This window comes from Dongia sp., from assembly GCF_041909655.1.
Lineage (GTDB): Bacteria > Pseudomonadota > Alphaproteobacteria > Dongiales > Dongiaceae > Dongia.
Genome location: NZ_JAYRDA010000013.1, coordinates 42,053 through 57,407 on the forward strand (window position 1 = coordinate 42,053; position 15,355 = coordinate 57,407).

The 15,355-nt window shown below is 63.6% G+C and carries 17 protein-coding genes and 2 riboswitches; of the genes, 12 read left to right on the forward strand and 5 right to left on the reverse strand.

Annotated features, from left to right (window positions below):
• Positions 1-377 precede the first annotated feature (377 nt).
• Both hrcA and grpE read left to right on the forward strand, forming a co-directional pair.
• Positions 378-1,484 (forward strand): heat-inducible transcriptional repressor HrcA, encoded by a 1,107-nt coding sequence (hrcA, locus tag ACE3PR_RS19280; RefSeq protein ID WP_374375401.1) that lies wholly within the window; start codon positions 378-380, stop codon positions 1,482-1,484.
• Between the two features lie 54 nt (positions 1,485-1,538).
• Positions 1,539-2,147 carry a nucleotide exchange factor GrpE gene (gene grpE, locus ACE3PR_RS19285; protein ID WP_374375403.1) on the forward strand — a complete coding sequence of 203 codons (609 nt, stop codon included), beginning with the start codon at positions 1,539-1,541 and terminating at the stop codon, positions 2,145-2,147.
• Positions 2,148-2,271: 124 nt separating this feature from the next.
• On the opposite strand, the gene ACE3PR_RS19290 is transcribed toward grpE, so the two are convergent.
• The 4 genes from ACE3PR_RS19290 to ispH are packed head-to-tail and all read right to left on the reverse strand — an operon-like array spanning position 2,272 to position 5,219.
• Complete coding sequence (locus ACE3PR_RS19290; RefSeq protein ID WP_374375405.1) at positions 2,272-2,829, reverse strand: cysteine hydrolase family protein; 558 nt, start codon at positions 2,827-2,829, stop codon at positions 2,272-2,274.
• A 2-nt stretch (positions 2,830-2,831) separates the two neighbouring features.
• Positions 2,832-3,272 (reverse strand): ribonuclease HI, encoded by a 441-nt coding sequence (gene rnhA / locus ACE3PR_RS19295; protein ID WP_374375407.1) that lies wholly within the window; start codon positions 3,270-3,272, stop codon positions 2,832-2,834.
• A 25-nt stretch (positions 3,273-3,297) separates the two neighbouring features.
• Complete coding sequence (locus ACE3PR_RS19300; RefSeq protein WP_374375409.1) at positions 3,298-4,257, reverse strand: homoserine kinase; 960 nt, start codon at positions 4,255-4,257, stop codon at positions 3,298-3,300.
• Positions 4,258-4,274: 17 nt separating this feature from the next.
• Positions 4,275-5,219 carry a 4-hydroxy-3-methylbut-2-enyl diphosphate reductase gene (gene ispH, locus ACE3PR_RS19305; protein ID WP_374375411.1) on the reverse strand — a complete coding sequence of 315 codons (945 nt, stop codon included), beginning with the start codon at positions 5,217-5,219 and terminating at the stop codon, positions 4,275-4,277.
• A 209-nt stretch (positions 5,220-5,428) separates the two neighbouring features.
• Here ispH and ACE3PR_RS19310 point away from each other — a divergent pair, with 209 nt between their 5' ends.
• The 6 genes from ACE3PR_RS19310 (at position 5,429) to gcvPB (ending at position 11,364) form a co-directional block, all read left to right on the forward strand.
• A complete protein-coding gene (locus ACE3PR_RS19310; protein ID WP_374375413.1) occupies positions 5,429-5,668 on the forward strand; it encodes a CDGSH iron-sulfur domain-containing protein in 240 nt (79 codons plus the stop codon).
• A 73-nt stretch (positions 5,669-5,741) separates the two neighbouring features.
• Complete coding sequence (locus ACE3PR_RS19315) at positions 5,742-6,326, forward strand: hypothetical protein (RefSeq protein WP_374375416.1); 585 nt, start codon at positions 5,742-5,744, stop codon at positions 6,324-6,326.
• A gap of 101 nt (positions 6,327-6,427) precedes the next feature.
• Positions 6,428-6,547: riboswitch (glycine riboswitch) on the forward strand.
• Positions 6,548-6,662: riboswitch (glycine riboswitch) on the forward strand.
• Between the two features lie 46 nt (positions 6,663-6,708).
• Positions 6,709-7,875, forward strand: a complete 1,167-nt coding sequence (gene gcvT / locus ACE3PR_RS19320; RefSeq protein ID WP_374375418.1) for a glycine cleavage system aminomethyltransferase GcvT — start codon at positions 6,709-6,711, stop codon at positions 7,873-7,875.
• A 235-nt stretch (positions 7,876-8,110) separates the two neighbouring features.
• Positions 8,111-8,488, forward strand: a complete 378-nt coding sequence (gene gcvH, locus ACE3PR_RS19325; RefSeq protein WP_374375421.1) for a glycine cleavage system protein GcvH — start codon at positions 8,111-8,113, stop codon at positions 8,486-8,488.
• Between the two features lie 18 nt (positions 8,489-8,506).
• Complete coding sequence (gcvPA, locus tag ACE3PR_RS19330; protein ID WP_374375423.1) at positions 8,507-9,853, forward strand: aminomethyl-transferring glycine dehydrogenase subunit GcvPA; 1,347 nt, start codon at positions 8,507-8,509, stop codon at positions 9,851-9,853.
• Entirely contained in the window at positions 9,850-11,364 is a 1,515-nt protein-coding gene (gene gcvPB / locus ACE3PR_RS19335; RefSeq protein ID WP_374375426.1) for an aminomethyl-transferring glycine dehydrogenase subunit GcvPB, read from the forward strand. The genes gcvPA and gcvPB overlap by 4 nt, the downstream gene beginning before the upstream one ends.
• Positions 11,365-11,516: 152 nt before the next feature.
• Here gcvPB and ACE3PR_RS19340 read toward each other — a convergent pair whose 3' ends face one another.
• A complete protein-coding gene (locus tag ACE3PR_RS19340) occupies positions 11,517-12,416 on the reverse strand; it encodes a helix-turn-helix domain-containing protein (RefSeq protein ID WP_374375428.1) in 900 nt (299 codons plus the stop codon).
• Between the two features lie 197 nt (positions 12,417-12,613).
• Here ACE3PR_RS19340 and ACE3PR_RS19345 point away from each other — a divergent pair, with 197 nt between their 5' ends.
• The 4 genes from ACE3PR_RS19345 to ACE3PR_RS19360 are packed head-to-tail and all read left to right on the forward strand — an operon-like array spanning position 12,614 to position 15,344.
• Complete coding sequence (locus ACE3PR_RS19345; RefSeq protein WP_374375430.1) at positions 12,614-13,045, forward strand: 2,4'-dihydroxyacetophenone dioxygenase family protein; 432 nt, start codon at positions 12,614-12,616, stop codon at positions 13,043-13,045.
• 35 nt (positions 13,046-13,080) lie between these two features.
• The gene (locus ACE3PR_RS19350) at positions 13,081-14,061 is read left to right on the forward strand and encodes a thiamine pyrophosphate-dependent dehydrogenase E1 component subunit alpha (protein WP_374375432.1); all 981 of its coding nucleotides are present in this window, start codon (positions 13,081-13,083) and stop codon (positions 14,059-14,061) included.
• 12 nt (positions 14,062-14,073) lie between these two features.
• Positions 14,074-15,117, forward strand: coding sequence for an alpha-ketoacid dehydrogenase subunit beta (locus tag ACE3PR_RS19355; protein ID WP_374375434.1), 1,044 nt, complete (start codon positions 14,074-14,076; stop codon positions 15,115-15,117).
• On the forward strand, positions 15,114-15,344 hold the full coding sequence (locus ACE3PR_RS19360) for a lipoyl domain-containing protein (RefSeq protein ID WP_374375436.1): 231 nt from the start codon (positions 15,114-15,116) through the stop codon (positions 15,342-15,344). The genes ACE3PR_RS19355 and ACE3PR_RS19360 overlap by 4 nt, the downstream gene beginning before the upstream one ends.
• Positions 15,345-15,355 lie beyond the last annotated feature (11 nt).

Below are 15,355 nucleotides of genomic sequence, written 5' to 3' on the forward strand. Positions count from 1 at the left end.
ACCGGCGTACAAACTGGCCGTGGGCAACCCCAAAGGCCCCCCACAAAGCAGGCTGAAACTACACGGGACCTTGCGGTAACTCAAGCATTGCTAAGGGATTGTCGCCTCGCCCCCACATTGAGACGATGGGCCGCAAGGCCTTTTGGGAGGCGGCCCGGGAGGCAGCTTTGGCATTTCCCTGCGGCGAATGCGGCAATGTGCCGCAAGACCTGGCCTTAAGACTGGTTAACGCCCCATCCATTCCCTCCACCCCGCCCCGATCCGTGCCATAATGGCTCTCGAGCCGGCATTGCGCCGGCCGGTTGAATGCCGCCCCGGCGCGTCCTAAATTCTTCCGCGTATGGCCCCGGGCAGACGACGGGCAGACGGGTAAGTACATGCAATATCGACCGAATTCAGGTGTTTTTCCCAATTCCGCTTCCGGCCAGCACCGCCCGGTCCTGAGCGAGCTCTCGGCGCGCTCGCGCGACATCTTCCGCACCATCGTCGAAGCCTATGTGGAAACCGGCGAACCTGTTGGCTCGCGCACCCTCGCCCGCCGCCTCGGCCAATTGACCGGCGGGCAATTGTCGCCGGCCACGATTCGCAACGTCATGTCGGATCTTGAGGAATTGGGGCTGCTTTTCGCCCCGCATACCTCCGCCGGGCGCCTGCCCACGGATCTCGGCCTGCGCCTCTTCGTCGATGGTTTGATGGAAGTGGGTGGCCTCACCGAGGCGGAACGCTCCTCGATCGACGTGCAATGCGCCACCGCCGGCCGCTCGCTCCCGGAGGTGCTCGACCAGGCGACCTTGATGCTCTCGGGCCTCTCGCGCTGCGCCGGCATGGTGATGGCGCCCAAGACCGACCGGCCCCTGAAACATATCGAATTCGTGCATCTAGGCCCCGGCCGCGCCCTCGTCGTCATGGTGACCGAGGGCGGCATGGTCGAGAATCGGATCGTCGACGTGCCCCTGGGATTGCCGCCTTCGGCTTTGGTCGAGGCCACCAATTACCTCACCACCCGCCTTGCCGGCCGCACCCTGGGCCTCGGGCGCGACCAGATTCTGGAGGAACTGGAATCCGAACGCGCCGCCCTCGACGAACTCACCAAAAAGGTTGTGGCGGCGGGCCTTGCCTCCTGGTCCAAGGAGGACAATTCCGGCGCCCTCATCGTGCGCGGCCAGTCGCATCTCCTTGATGACGTGACCGAGGTGGGCGATCTCGAACGCCTGCGCTCTCTCTTCGCCGCCCTTGAAGCCAAGGAACAATTGCTTAAATTGGTCGAGGCGGCGGAAGTGGCCGAGGGTGTGCAGATCTTCATCGGCGCCGAGAACGACCTTTTCGGTCTGGCCGGCTGCTCGGCGGTGATCTCGCCCTATCGCGACAGCCAGCGCCGGCTGATCGGCGCCATCGGCGTCATCGGTCCCAGCCGCATTAATTACGCGCGCATCATCCCCATGGTGGATTATACCGCCAAGGTCATCGGCCGGATTCTCGGCTGAGGGAAAAAGCGCTGCGCGCGACAGGTTTTGTCTTTTTAGGAGTTAGTGTTCGACATGTCGGCCCAACAGGAAAAGAACGCCGAAACCAATCCGGCGGATCAGATCGACAACCCCGTCAATCCGGGTGCAGAAGTGCCGTTCGAAGCGGTGGCCGATATCGCCGCTTTGCAGGCCGAGATCGCGTCCATGAAGGACCAGCTCCTGCGCGCCGTGGCCGAGACCGAGAATACGCGCCGGCGCCTGACCCGCGAACGCGATGAGACCGCGAAATACGCCGCCAGCAATTTCGCCAAGGAAATGCTGGGTGTGGCCGACAACCTCAACCGCGCCCTCGCTGCCATTCCCGCCGAGGCGCTGGCCAAGGACGAGGCGCTGAAGACGCTCCATGAGGGCGTCTCGGCGACCGAACGGCAATTGGACGCCGCCTTCACCCGCCAGAGCATCAAGCGCATCTGGCCCGAGGGCGAGAAGTTCGACAGCAACCTCCACCAGGCCATGTTCGAAGTCCCCGGCACCGACAAGCCCCAGGGCACCGTCGTCCAGGTCCTGCAGGCCGGCTATGTCATGCATGACCGCCTGCTGCGTCCGGCCCTGGTCGGTGTCGCCAAAGGCGACCCGAAACCCGCCGGCGACACGCCCGATCACGTCGACACGGTGGCGTGAGCGGGCATCTCCTTCTATCTCGTCATGGTCCGCGAAGGCGGACCATCCACGAGTTTCGATCAACCGCGCTGAAGTAAGTCGTGGATCCTCCGCCTTCGCGGAGGATGACGGCGGAGCGCGAACCTCAGAACCCGACCTCTTCCGCCTTCTTCACCGCAATCGCCTTGGTCCCCGCATCGAAGCCGTCGAGCAGACGGTTGTGATGCGCGATGATCTGGTCATAGGTGAGGGCACCTGAATCCGCGGTGGTGTGCCCGTCGGCGACCAGGGTCACGTCATATCCCAGGGTGACCGCGCGCCGCGCCGTGGTATCGACGCAATATTGCGTCATGCAGCCGCCGATCACGAGATGGTCGATGCCGCGTTCCTTCAATTGCTGTTCGAGATCGGTCTCGAAGAAGGAATCGCAGGCGGTCTTGCTGACCAGCACATCGCCGGGCTTGGCCGCGATCTCGTCGCGCAACTCCCAGCCGGGGCTGCCCTTGGCCAGGCGGTGATCGAATTTGTCGTCATGCTGAACGACGATGACCGGGACGCCCGTCGCCCGCGCCTTTTCCTGCAGCCGGCCCAACCGCGCCGCCACATCGTCGAGCGCCTTGTCGAGCACTGCTTGCCGCCCATCCTTGCCGGCGCCTTCGATGATCGCCTTCTGCACGTCGATGATGAGGAGTGCGGTGGTCATGCTTACCTCCCGGGAATGGCGCCGCGCGCCAGCGCGTCGGCGCGCTCGTTCTCGACATGGCCGTCATGGCCCTTGACCCAGATCCAGTCGATCTTGTGCGCTTTCAGCGCGGCGTCAAGACGCTGCCACAGATCGACATTCTTCACCGGCTTCTTGTCCGAGGTTTTCCAGCCGTTCTTCTTCCACCCGTGGATCCAGGTGGTGATGCCGTTCTTCACATATTGGCTGTCGGTATGAAGGCGCACATGAGCCGGGCCTCTCAAGGCCTCCAGCGCGGCAATCGCCGCCATCATCTCCATGCGGTTGTTGGTCGTGTCGCGCTCCCCGCCCGATAATTCCTTCTCGACCGATCCATAACGCAGGATCGCCCCCCATCCCCCCGGCCCCGGATTCCCGGAACAGGCGCCATCGGTGAAGATGTCGACGGTCTTGATGTCAGTCATGCACTCGGTACCACCTTGTCATTCATCACAGCCCATAGGCCGCGACACTCTTCGCCTGCTGGTGAAACCGCAGCTTCTTGAGATATTCCAGCGGGTCCTTGGGCTGCACGAAGGCGCCCGGCGGATGGTTGAGCCAGTCATAGAGGCGCGTCAGCAGGAAGCGGAGAGCGCCGCCGCGCGCCAGGATCGGCAAGGCATCCAGTTCCGCCTGCGGCAGTTTCCGCGCCTTGCCATAGCCCTCGATCATGAGCCGCGCCTTGGTGACGTTGAACTCGCCGGTTTGTTCGAAGCACCAGGCATTGAGGCAGATGGCGAGGTCATAGGCCAGGAAATCGGTGCAGGCGAAATAGAAATCGATGAGGCCCGACAGCCTGTCGCCGAGGAAGAACACGTTATCGGGAAAAAGATCGGCATGGATCACGCCGCGCGCCAGATCCTTGGGCCAGTGACCGCTCAGGAAATCCAGTTCCGTCGTGATGATGGCAGCCAAGCCCGGCTTCACTTCGTCGGCGCGGTCCTTGGTATTGGCGACCAGAATCCGCCAGCCTTCGACCGAGAGATTGTTTGGCCGCGACAGCTTGAAATCGGCGCCCTTCAAATGGAGATCGGCCAGGGCCGCTCCCACCTGCTGGCAATGCTTCTCATTGGGCCGGCGCGGCCACATGCCGTCGAGGAACGAGATGAGCGCTGCCGGCCTTCCGCAGAGTTCGCGCAGCGCGATCCCGTCTTTGGCCTTGAGGGGCGTCGGGCAATTGAGGCCCTTCGCCGCCAGGTGTTCCATCAACCCCAGGAAGAACGGCAGGTCTTCCTTGTGCACCCGCTTTTCATAGAGGGTGAGGATATAACTGCCGGTCGTCGTGTGGAGGATGTAGTTCGAATTCTCGACACCCTCGGCGATGCCCTTGCACGAGACGACCTCGCCGATCCCGTAGGCGGCGATGAAAGCCGCGAGATCGCCATCCGGCACTTCGGTATAGACGGCCATGTCTTAAGTTCCGGATTTTACGCAGTGAGCGCGCGTGGCAGTTTGAAATGCGTCGTCTCGGTGGTGACCGAGACTTCGTCCGTGAGGATGTCGAAGCGGTCCTTCAAGGCGCCGATCACTTCCTGCACCAGGATTTCCGGCGCCGAGGCCCCGGCGGTGATGCCGACGGTCTTGACGCCGTCGAACCACGTCCAGTTGATCTCCGCGGCCTTCTGCACCAGATAGGCTGCGGGGCAGCCCGCACTCACCGCCACCTCGACCAGACGCCGCGAATTCGAGGAATTGGGCGCGCCGATCACCAGCATCAGATCGCATTTTTCGGCGATCGCTTTGACCGCCTGCTGGCGGTTGGTGGTGGCGTAGCAGATGTCTTCCTTGCGCGGCCCGTGGATTTCGGGAAAGCGGCGCTTCAGAACCGAGATGATGCCGATTGTGTCGTCGATCGACAGCGTCGTCTGGGTGATATAGGCGAGATTGTCCGGATCGGCGACGCTGAGCTTCTCGGCATCCTCCGCCGTTTCCACCAGCGTGACGGCGCCGTCCGGCAATTGCCCGATCGTGCCGATCACTTCCGGATGCCCGGCATGGCCGATCAGGATGATGTGCTGGCCGGCCGCGAAATGGCCTTCCGCCTCCCGGTGCACCTTGGAAACCAGCGGGCAGGTGGCGTCGAGATACATGAGTTCGCGCCGCTCGGCGTCTTCCGGCACCGATTTCGGCACGCCATGGGCCGAAAACACGACCGGATACTGGCCGGGAATTTCATCGAGTTCCTCGACGAAAATGGCACCCTTGCGTTCCAGGGCTTCGACCACGTGGCGGTTGTGGACAATCTCGTGGCGCACATAGACCGGGGCGCCGTAACGCTCCAAAGCGCGCTCGACGATCTGGATGGCGCGGTCGACCCCGGCGCAGAAACCGCGCGGGGCGGCCAGATAGACGGTCAGTTTGGACTTCGTCATCGCATCAAGGGTCATGAGTCTCGCGCCGGCCAATTTCCGCATCGCCGCGTGAAGTCATGGCGATGCTCCGGAATATAGGGCTTTCGCCCCCGCAGGCAATCGCAAATGACGCCACTTCACTATTCCCCGGCGCCAGCATAACATCGTGACAAGCCAGCATGTTAACGGATCACGGCGCCGAATCGGGCCGCCATCAGGGGGAGCACGCCATGCCGGAGCCGGAGATCGCTCAGAAATCACCCTTCAAGGTCGCGGTCGAGGCCGGTAAGACCTATTTCTGGTGCGCCTGCGGGCGCAGCAAGAAACAGCCCTTCTGCGACGGTTCCCATCAGGGGACCGGCTTCAGCCCGGTCAAGTTCCAGGCCAATGAGGCGAAAGCGGTTTTCTTCTGCGGCTGCAAGCATTCCTCGAAATCGCCCCTTTGCGACGGCACCCACAACAGCTTATGACAACATCCCAGCGCAGCTTCGGGATTCGCGCATCGGCCATTTCAACGACAGCAATCTGGTATACGCGGGAAGGATGATGATGATCGGCAAGAAAAACTTCGGGCCGGGTGTTCGCTTTGGCGCAATGCTCTCGGCGCTCGGCGCCGCGGCCCTCCTGCTGGCTTCCTGCGCCGACGACAACGTGGCACCGCAAAGCCGCCCTTGCCCTCAGGTCCGCGTTGTCCAGGATGCCTCTTATCTCACCCGCTTCGCCGGCGCCGGCGAGGATCTGACCGATACCTCGTTCGAGGCGCGCATCTCGCGCTCGAAATCACTTTGCTATTACGAAGAGAACCGCGAGACCGGCACCACCGTGGTCCGCTCCGAGGTCCAGGTCGAATTCGCCGCCTCCCGCGGCCCCAACAATCCCGACAGCGCCGCCAAGTTCCGCTACCGCATCGGCGTCACCGGCCCCGGCGGCCAGCTTCTCCAGGGCGATCAATTGCTCGACGTGGAAATCCCCTTCACCGCCTCCAAGGTCCAGGGTGTCGCCCAGGACGAGGTCTTCGTCTACACGCCCCTGCAGCAAGGCGAGAACGGCGATTTCTACCGCATCTGGATCAGCCTCGAAGTGACCGAAAAAGAACTCGCCTATAACCGCCGCAATCCGCTGCAATAGGTCACCAGGGTCCCTCACCCATGCCGCGCCTGCACAAAAAAGTGCCGCCTGCCGGATAGTTCTTGACGAAGCGTCGCCCTGCGGCCCATCTTGCGCGCGGCTAACCCGTCGTCGGGAGAGACTCGCCACCAGCCCCAGCGCCTTGACGGCGCGGCTGTGGGTGGGCGCCGAAGGAGCAACCGCCCCCGGAAACTCTCAGGCAAAAGGACCGTGACGGGCAACAACTCTGGAAAGCGGATGACGCCCCGAACGGGCTGTCGTCCCACCGAAGGAGTAACCTGCCGGTTCCCGTTTCGACCGGTGGCAAATCTCTCAGGTTCCGAAGACAGAGGGGGGTCGCGCGGGTTGTCCTGACAAGGGCTGTCCCGGTCGCGGTCGCCTGATGTCGGAAGGATTTTCTCGCGTGAGTGCCGAACCCGAGGGCCATGGCCCCCTCCACCGCACCGCTCTCCACGATCTTCATGTGTCGCTCGGCGCCAAGATGGTGCCTTTCGCCGGCTATGACATGCCGGTGCAATACCCGACCGGTATCCTCACCGAGCACCAGCACACCCGCGATGGCGCGGGGCTATTCGACGTCTCGCATATGGGCCAGCTCCGCCTCCGCGCGCGGGATTTTGCGACCGTCGCCGCGGCACTCGAGAAACTCTGCCCGGCCGATTTCATCAATCTGAAACCGGGCCAGCAACGCTATTCCTTCTTCCTCGACGACAAGGCCGGCATCCTCGACGACCTCATGGTGACAAGGATGGGTCCCGGCGACAACGGCGATCATATCTTCATGGTGGTGAATGCCGGCTGCAAAGACGCCGACATCGCCCATCTCCGCGCCCGTCTCGACAAATCCTGCGAGATCGAGGTGATCGCCGACCGCTCGCTGGTCGCCCTGCAGGGTCCCAAGGCAGCATCGGTCTTCGCGCGATTCGCTCCGAAGAGCAGTGACCTCAAATTCATGCAAGGGGCGGCGCTCGACGTAGGCGGTGTTTCCTGCCTCGTCACCCGCTCCGGCTATACCGGCGAGGACGGGTTTGAAATTTCGGTGCCGGACAGCGCCATCCACGATCTCACCCGGCGCCTGCTCGATGACGCCGCGGTGAAGCCGGTGGGCCTTGGTGCCCGCGATTCCCTGCGCCTCGAAGCCGGGCTTTGCCTCCATGGCAACGACATCACGCCCATGACCAACCCGGTCGAAGCCAATCTGATCTGGGCGATGCAGAAGCGTCGCCGCGAGGAAGGCGGCTTTCCGGGTGCCGCCATCGTGCAGAAGGAATTGGCATCAGGCCCGAAGCGCAAGCGCGTCGGCATCCTCCCCGAAGGCAAGGCGCCCGCCCGCGCCCATACCGAAATCACGGACATGAACGGCAAGGTGATTGGCGAAATCACCTCCGGCGGTTTCGGCCCCAGCCTCGGCGCGCCTCTTGCGATGGGCTATGTCGAGACGGCCCATGCCGCCGACAACACGCCGATCCAATTGCTGGTGCGCGGCAAGGCCCTTCCCGCCAAGGTGGCGCCGATGCCCTTCGTCCCGCATCGCTATTGGCGGGGGTGAGTGGTGAGCTGTTGCCCTTACCCTCTCCATTGTCATGGTCCGCGAAGGCGGACCATCCACGAGTTTGCGTGCGACTTGAAGAAAGCAACTCGTGGATCCCCCGCCTTCGCGGGGGATGACAACGAGAACAAGGGATGACGGCAGAGTAAGGATCAACAAAACCATGGTCAGTTTCACCGGAGAAAAACGCGACGATCCATCGCGGACGCGCGCCAAGACAGAGGAGATGAGTGGGATGAGCGGACTTCGCTACAGCAAGGAACATGAATGGGTGAAGCTCGAGGGCGATGTCGCCACGGTGGGCATCAGCCCCTATGCCCAGGAGCAATTGGGCGACGTGGTCTTCGTCGATTTGCCGGCAATCGGCAAAAAGGTCGAGAAGGGCAAGGAACTCGCCGTCGTCGAATCGGTGAAGGCCGCCTCGGAAGTCTACGCACCCATCGGCGGCGAAGTGGTCGAGGTCAATGAAGCTTTGGGTGACGCGCCCGGCACCGTCAATGAGGATTCGCTCGGCAAAGGCTGGTTCGCGAAACTCAAGATCGCCAACAAGGCCGAACTCGACGGGCTGATGGATGAAGCCGCCTACAAGGCCTATTGCGAAGGCCTGCACTGAGAAAGGGTTCCACCGATCATGCGCTTCCTGCCGCAGACCGATGCCGACCGCCAGCAGATGCTGGCGAAGATCGGCGCAAAATCGGTCGAATCTCTCTATAACGACGTGCCGGCCGACAAGCTCCTGTCGGCCCCCATCGCCGGCCTCTCTAACCACATGCCGGAGATGGAGGTCGAACGGTTCATCGGCGCCATGGCGGGCAAGAATTTGGGCACCAACCAGGCACCGAGTTTCCTCGGCGCCGGCGCCTATCGCCATCACATCCCGGCGGCGGTCGATCACTTGATCCAGCGCGGCGAATTCCTCACCTCCTACACGCCCTATCAGCCGGAAGTGGCGCAGGGAACCCTGCAATACCTCTTCGAATTCCAGACCCAGGTGGCGCTCCTCACCGGCATGGATGTCGCCAACGCCTCGATGTATGACGGCGCCACCGCGACCACCGAGGCCGTGGCCATGGCCAACCGCGTCACGCGCCGCAAGAAGGCCGTGCTCTCCGGCGGCCTCCATCCGCATTACCGCGATGTCGTCGTGACCCATGGCCGCCATACCGGCTTCGAGACCGTGGTGGCACCTCTGGATTCCGCGGGCAAGGAAGACCTCACCACGCATCTCGGTCCCGACGTCTCCTGCGTTGTGGTGCAGAACCCGAGCTTCTTCGGCCATCTCTCGGATTTCAGCAAATTCGCGGAGGCCGTGCATGCTTCGGGTGCGCTTCTCATCGTCGCGGTGACCGAGATTGTGTCCTTGGGCCTCATCGCGCCGCCCGGCGAGATGGGGGCCGATATCGTCGTCGCCGAAGGCCAGTCGCTCGGCAATCCGCTTGGCTTCGGCGGCCCCTATGTCGGCCTCTTCGCCGCGCGCGAAAAGTTTCTGCGCCAGATGCCGGGGCGCCTCGCCGGCCAGACCGTGGATGTCGACGGCAAGCGCGGCTGGGTGCTCACCCTGTCGACGCGCGAGCAGCACATCCGGCGCGAAAAGGCGACCAGCAATATCTGCACCAATTCCGGCCTCTGTGCGCTTGCCTTCACCATGCATCTGACCTTGCTCGGCGAAGCGGGCCTCACCAAACTCGCCGCCCTCAACCATGCCAAAGCGAGCCAGCTTGCCGATCGCCTCGCCAAGCTCCCCGGCGTGAAGCTCCTCAACGATAGCTTCTTCAACGAGTTCACGCTCCAATTGCCCAAGCCCGCGACGCCCATCGTCGAGGCCCTGGCAAAGAAGCGCATCCTCGGCGGCGTGCCGGTCCATCGCCTGCAGCCGGCACCGGAGACGGCGAACCTGCTGCTGGTGGCCGCCACCGAACTCACCACCGATTCCGACATGACCGCCCTCGAAGCCGGTCTTAAAGAGGTGCTGGCATGAGCGCGCCCAACATCAACACCGATACCATCTCCGGCAATCGCGGCCTCCAGATCGAAGAGCCGCTGATTTTCGAAATGGATGTCGCCGGCCGGTCCGGCGTCGATCTCCCGGACGTGCCCAAACATCAGGAACGCCTCGGCAAGGTGAAGCGCAAAGGCTCAATCGGCTTGCCGGGTTTGGCCGAGCCGCAGGTCGTGCGCCATTACACCAAACTCTCCCAGAAGAATTACGCGATCGACATGTCGGTCTATCCGCTGGGCTCCTGCACCATGAAGCACAATCCGCGCATCAACGAGAAGATGGCGCGGCTTCCCGGCATCGCCGATCTCCATCCGATGCAACCGGTCTCGACCGTGCAGGGAGCCCTGGAACTCATCGACACGCTCGCACACTGGCTGAAGACCTTGACCGGCATGCCGGCCGTCGCCATGTCGCCCGCCGCCGGCGCCCATGGCGAGCTCTGCGGCATGTTGACGATCCGCGCCGCCCATCTTGCCAAGGGCGATGCCCGGAAGCGCATCCTCGTTCCCGAATCAGCGCATGGTACCAATCCGGCGACGGCCGCCTCGATCGGCTACGAAGTCGATCCGGTCCCCGCCGATGCACGTGGCCGCGTCGATCTCAAGGCCTTCAAGGCCAAGCTCGGCCCCGATGTCGCCGGCACCATGATCACCAACCCCAATACCTGCGGCTTGTTCGAGACCGAGATCGTCGAGATCGCCGAGGCCATTCACAGTGTCGGCGGTTACTTCTATTGCGACGGCGCCAATTTCAACGCCATCGTCGGCCGCGTGCGGCCGGGCGATCTCGGCGTCGACGCCATGCATATCAACCTCCACAAGACCTTCTCGACGCCCCATGGCGGCGGCGGTCCGGGTTCCGGCCCGGTGGTGCTCTCCGAAGCCCTCGCCCCCTACGCGCCCTTGCCTTACGTGACCCATGGGCCGAACGGCTTCGATCTCGTGGAGCATGACGGAGACAAGGCCTTCGGCCGCCTCAAGGGTTTCCACGGCCAGATGGGCATGTTCACCCGCGCGCTCTCCTACATCCTCAGCCACGGCGCCGATGGCTTGCGTCAGGTCTCCGGCGATGCGGTCCTCAACGCGAATTACCTGCTCGCCTGTCTCCGCGACGATCTCACCGCCGCCTTCCCCGGCAATTGCATGCACGAGGCGCTCTTCAACGACGACTTCCTGGAAGGAACGGGTGTGACCACGCTCGATTTCGCCAAGGCGATGATCGACGAGGGCTATCACCCGATGACCATGTATTTCCCGCTGGTTGTCCACGGCGCCCTGCTGATGGAACCGACCGAGACCGAAAGCAAGATCGGCCTCGATCGCTATATCGGCGTGGTGAAGGGATTGGCCCAGCGCGCGAAAGCCGGCGAAGCCGAGTATTTCCACGGCGCCCCCTACCACACCCCCCGCCGCCGCCTCGACGAGACGCTCGCTGCCAGGCAACCGATCCTGCGCTGGAAGCCGGAAGAAACGAAAAAGGCGGCGGAGTAAGCTTGCGACCTGCTCAGCTTGTCATGGCCCGCTTTAGGCGGGCCATCCACGAGTTTGGTTGCAACTGAAGAAAGCAACTCATGGATCCCCCGGCCAAGCCGGGGGATGACAACGAGGGCGTACGGCTTTCCAGCGGAAATCAGAACCCGCCCTCACCGCTCCTTGCGGAATTCCCTCGGCGAGACACCGAACGCGGCCTTGAACGCGCGGCTGAAATGGGCGGAATCGCTGAAGCCCCAATGGAAGGCGATCTCGCTCACCCGCGCATGGGGCCGCGCCAGCAATTCGTCGCGGCAGCGCTGCAGGCGCTGGCGCCAGATCCAGCGGTCGAGCGTCACGCCGCCGGCATTGAACAATCGATGCACCTGACGCGCCGAAATGCCGATGGCCAGCGCCACCTGTTCCGGCCCGAGCGCGGGATCGTCGAGATTGGCCAGCACGAAATCCTGGATGCGCGCGCGCAAGGCGCGCTGATAGGCACCTTCCTCCGCTTCCGGCTCAATGGCGGCGATGAGAAGATCGAGCGTCGCGCGCAGAACCGGCGCCTGCAAGGCTGAGGGCAGGTCGCCGCCCTCCCGCGCCAGGGCCCGGAGATGTGTGGCAAACAAGGCGCCGCGCCCGCGTTGGCCGCTGATCGGCCGCATCACCAGATCGGGGGCTTGCGGCAACAGATCGGTGACCGCCCCTTGCGGCAGCAATAACGTGATTTTCTCCAATTCGCCGGGGAGGCCGAAATCGATCGGCCGTGTGCTGTCCCAGAGCGTGAAGGAACCCGCTTCCAGCACGATCTCGCGGCCCGCCTGTTTGAGGCTCTCGCGCCCTTTCAGGATATAGAGCAAACCGAAAGACGGCTCCCGCAACTGCGAGATCTCGGGCCGCCCGCGTTTCCCGTGGCAGGGATCGCAGGCGCATTGCACGATCTGCGCTTGCCCGAAAGCCTGATGGCGGAAGCGCGCGCGGAAATCGCCCACGTCGCGGCGCGGCAGATCCCAGCCGAGATGCGTGTCCGAGACCGCCTCGCGCCACCAATCATATTGGCGGGGGGCCGGCAAAGACGCCGTCGATTGAATGGGACTTTCTTGAACACCCGGCTGCATGGCTGGCCTTTTCGACGGCTTGGGCAGGCTGGAGCAAGTTTCGCGTCCCGCTCCGGCAAGACCGGCCGCAAGGACAAGCGCCATACTGTCCCGCAGAATCCGGGACCAGTCAATTCAACGAGTTCCCGGAACGCACTGGAAGGAAACCGACGATGGCCGACACCCTGCTGGCGGACAGCAATCCCGCCGATATCCTTTGCGAAACCGAAAAGATGGCCTGGATCCCCTTTACCGAGGCCATTTCCTACAAGGTCCTGCGCGTGAGCCCGGAGACCGGCACCTGGACCGTCCTCTTCAAATGCGACAAGGGTTCCAGCTTCGCGCCGCATTTCCATTATGGCGCTGGCGAATACCTGATGCTCAAGGGCGTCATGGATTACCGGGCCGGCATCGCGCGCGCCGGCGATTACGGCTACGAGCCTCTGGGCGTCTATCACGAGCGCACGGAATTCGTCGAAGACACGGTGCTGTGGTTCTCCAATCACGGGCCGGTCGCCTTCGTCAACCCGGACAAGTCGATCATCATGATGCTCGATTGGAAATTCTTCGCCGACGCCCAGGCGAACCAGGCCAAAGCCGCCTGACGCAGTCAGTTCCGTTTATTTCAGGGGAGGCATTGATGCGCCCGTCGCCACAGCAATGGCTCTGGATGTACCAGACCATGGTGAAATCCCGCGCCTTCGAGGAGCGGATCGCCACCGCCTATTTCGAGGGGAAGTCGCCGGTCTTCAACATGGCCAACGGCCCGATTCCGGGCGAGATGCATCTTTCCAACGGCCAGGAGCCCTGCGCCGTCGGTGTCTGCGCGCATCTTGAGACCGGCGATTTCGTCACCGCCACCCATCGCCCGCATCACATCGCCATCGCCAAGGGGGTCGATCTCGACGCCATGGCGGCGGAGATCTTCGGAAAGAAGACGGGCCTTTCAGGCGGGCGCGGCGGGCATATGCATATCTTCGATCCGTCCGTGAATTTCTGCTGTTCCGGCATCATCGCGCAAGGGATGGGGCCGGCGGTGGGGGCTGCCACCGCTTTCAAACTGCGCAATGAGAAGCGCGTCGCCGTCTCCTTCATCGGCGAGGGGGCGGCCAATCAAGGCGCCTTCCACGAATCCCTCAATCTCGCCGCGGTCTGGCAGGTGCCAGTCGTGTTCGTGATTGAGGACAATGCCTGGGGCATTTCAGTCGCCAAGGCGCAATCCACCGCCGTGCCCCACAACGACACCCGCGCCGCCGCCTATGGCATGCCCGGGCACCGCGTCACCGACAACGACCCGGAAGCGATCTTCGCCGTCGCCAGCGAAGCCATCGCCCGCGCCCGCGCCGGCAAAGGCCCCAGCCTCATCGAGATCGAGACCGCGCGCCTTGCCGGCCATTTTATCGGCGATGCCGAAGGCTACCGGCCCAAGGGCGAGAAAGCAGGCCTCGCCGATCCGATCCCGCTCTTGCGCGCAAAGCTCATCGCTGCGGGATTGATGGATGAGGCCAAGGATCTGGCACTGGTGAAGGAAGCCGAGCTTGCCGTCGAACAGGCCATCGCCAAGGCCCGCGCCGCACCCTTCCCGGCACCGGAAGAGGCCTTCGAAAAAGTCTTCGCATAAGGGGAACGCGCCATGACCGCGACCGCCACCATTCGAGAGAACCGCACCAAGCGCAACCTCACCATCGCCAAGGCCATGGCGGAAGGCATCGCGCAGGAGATGCGGCGCGACCCATCCGTGCTGGTAATGGGCGAGGACATCGCGGCCCTGGGTGGCGTCTTCGGCAATACGCGGGGGCTGCTCGAGGAATTCGGCCCTTCACGCATCCGCGACACGCCGATTTCCGAGACCGCCTTCATCGGGGCCGCCGTCGGCATGGCGGCGGTCGGCATGCGGCCGGTGGTCGAGTTGATGTTCGTCGATTTCTTCGGCGTCTGCATGGATGCCATCTACAACCTCGCCGCCAAGAACTGCTATTTCTCCGGCGGCCACGCGCCGGTGCCGATGGTGCTGATGACTTCGGTTGGCGGCGGCTATGGCGATGCCGGCCAGCACAGCCAATGCCTCTATGGCACCTTCGCGCATCTGCCCGGCATGAAGGTGGTGGTGCCCAGCAACGCCTATGACGCCAAGGGGCTGATGGTGAGCGCCATCCGCGACGACAACCCCGTCATCTTCATGTTCCACAAGGCGCTCCAGGGCATGGGCTGGCTCGGCACCGTGCAGGGCAGCATCACCGACGTGCCGGAAGATGCCTATGCGATCCCCTTCGGCCAGGCGGCGATTGCGCGCGCTGGCAAGGACCTCACCATCGTCGGGCTCGGCGCCACCTTGCATCTCGCCCTTGATGCTGCTGCCGAGCTCGCCACATCCGGTATCGAGGCCGAGGTGATCGACCTCCGCTCCCTCGTCCCCCTCGATCGCGCCACCATTATCGCCTCGGTGGCGAGAACCGGACGCCTGCTGGTGGTCGACGAGGATTATTTAAGCTATGGCGTGTCCGGCGAAATCATCGCGAGCGTGGTCGAGGCCGGTGCCACGTTGAAGGCCCCGCCCCGGCGCATCGCCTTTCCCGACATCCCGATTCCGTTCAGCCCGACCCTGGAGCGCCCGGCTCTGCCCAGCGCCGAGAAAATCGTCACGGCGGCACAAGCCATGATGAAGGCCACCCGATGATTCCTGTGGTGATTCCCCCCGATCTCTGGGAAGGTGAAGCCGAAGGTGCCGTCTCCGCCTGGCTCTTTGCCGATGGCGATGCGGTGCGCGAAGGCGATCTCATTGCCGAGGTGATGGTGGAAAAGACTTCCTACGATGTGAACGCGCCGGTCTCCGGCACCCTGCAGATCCGCATTCCGGCGGAACGCCCGTTCAAGCGCGGCGCCATCATCGCCGCGATCGGCTGAAGCGGGCCGCC

Coding starts and splice junctions, on each gene's coding strand:
- gcvPB (WP_374375426.1), top strand. CDS start 9,850: ATGAGCGCGCCCAACATCAACACCGATACCATCTCCGGCAATCGCGGC.
- ACE3PR_RS19310 (WP_374375413.1), top strand. CDS start 5,429: ATGCCGGAGCCGGAGATCGCTCAGAAATCACCCTTCAAGGTCGCGGTC.
- ACE3PR_RS19290 (WP_374375405.1), bottom strand. CDS start 2,829: ATGACCACCGCACTCCTCATCATCGACGTGCAGAAGGCGATCATCGAA.
- grpE (WP_374375403.1), top strand. CDS start 1,539: ATGTCGGCCCAACAGGAAAAGAACGCCGAAACCAATCCGGCGGATCAG.
- hrcA (WP_374375401.1), top strand. CDS start 378: ATGCAATATCGACCGAATTCAGGTGTTTTTCCCAATTCCGCTTCCGGC.
- ACE3PR_RS19360 (WP_374375436.1), top strand. CDS start 15,114: ATGATTCCTGTGGTGATTCCCCCCGATCTCTGGGAAGGTGAAGCCGAA.
- ACE3PR_RS19315 (WP_374375416.1), top strand. CDS start 5,742: ATGATGATGATCGGCAAGAAAAACTTCGGGCCGGGTGTTCGCTTTGGC.
- gcvT (WP_374375418.1), top strand. CDS start 6,709: ATGTCGGAAGGATTTTCTCGCGTGAGTGCCGAACCCGAGGGCCATGGC.
- rnhA (WP_374375407.1), bottom strand. CDS start 3,272: ATGACTGACATCAAGACCGTCGACATCTTCACCGATGGCGCCTGTTCC.
- ispH (WP_374375411.1), bottom strand. CDS start 5,219: ATGACGAAGTCCAAACTGACCGTCTATCTGGCCGCCCCGCGCGGTTTC.
- ACE3PR_RS19345 (WP_374375430.1), top strand. CDS start 12,614: ATGGCCGACACCCTGCTGGCGGACAGCAATCCCGCCGATATCCTTTGC.
- ACE3PR_RS19355 (WP_374375434.1), top strand. CDS start 14,074: ATGACCGCGACCGCCACCATTCGAGAGAACCGCACCAAGCGCAACCTC.
- ACE3PR_RS19350 (WP_374375432.1), top strand. CDS start 13,081: ATGCGCCCGTCGCCACAGCAATGGCTCTGGATGTACCAGACCATGGTG.
- ACE3PR_RS19300 (WP_374375409.1), bottom strand. CDS start 4,257: ATGGCCGTCTATACCGAAGTGCCGGATGGCGATCTCGCGGCTTTCATC.
- gcvPA (WP_374375423.1), top strand. CDS start 8,507: ATGCGCTTCCTGCCGCAGACCGATGCCGACCGCCAGCAGATGCTGGCG.
- gcvH (WP_374375421.1), top strand. CDS start 8,111: ATGAGCGGACTTCGCTACAGCAAGGAACATGAATGGGTGAAGCTCGAG.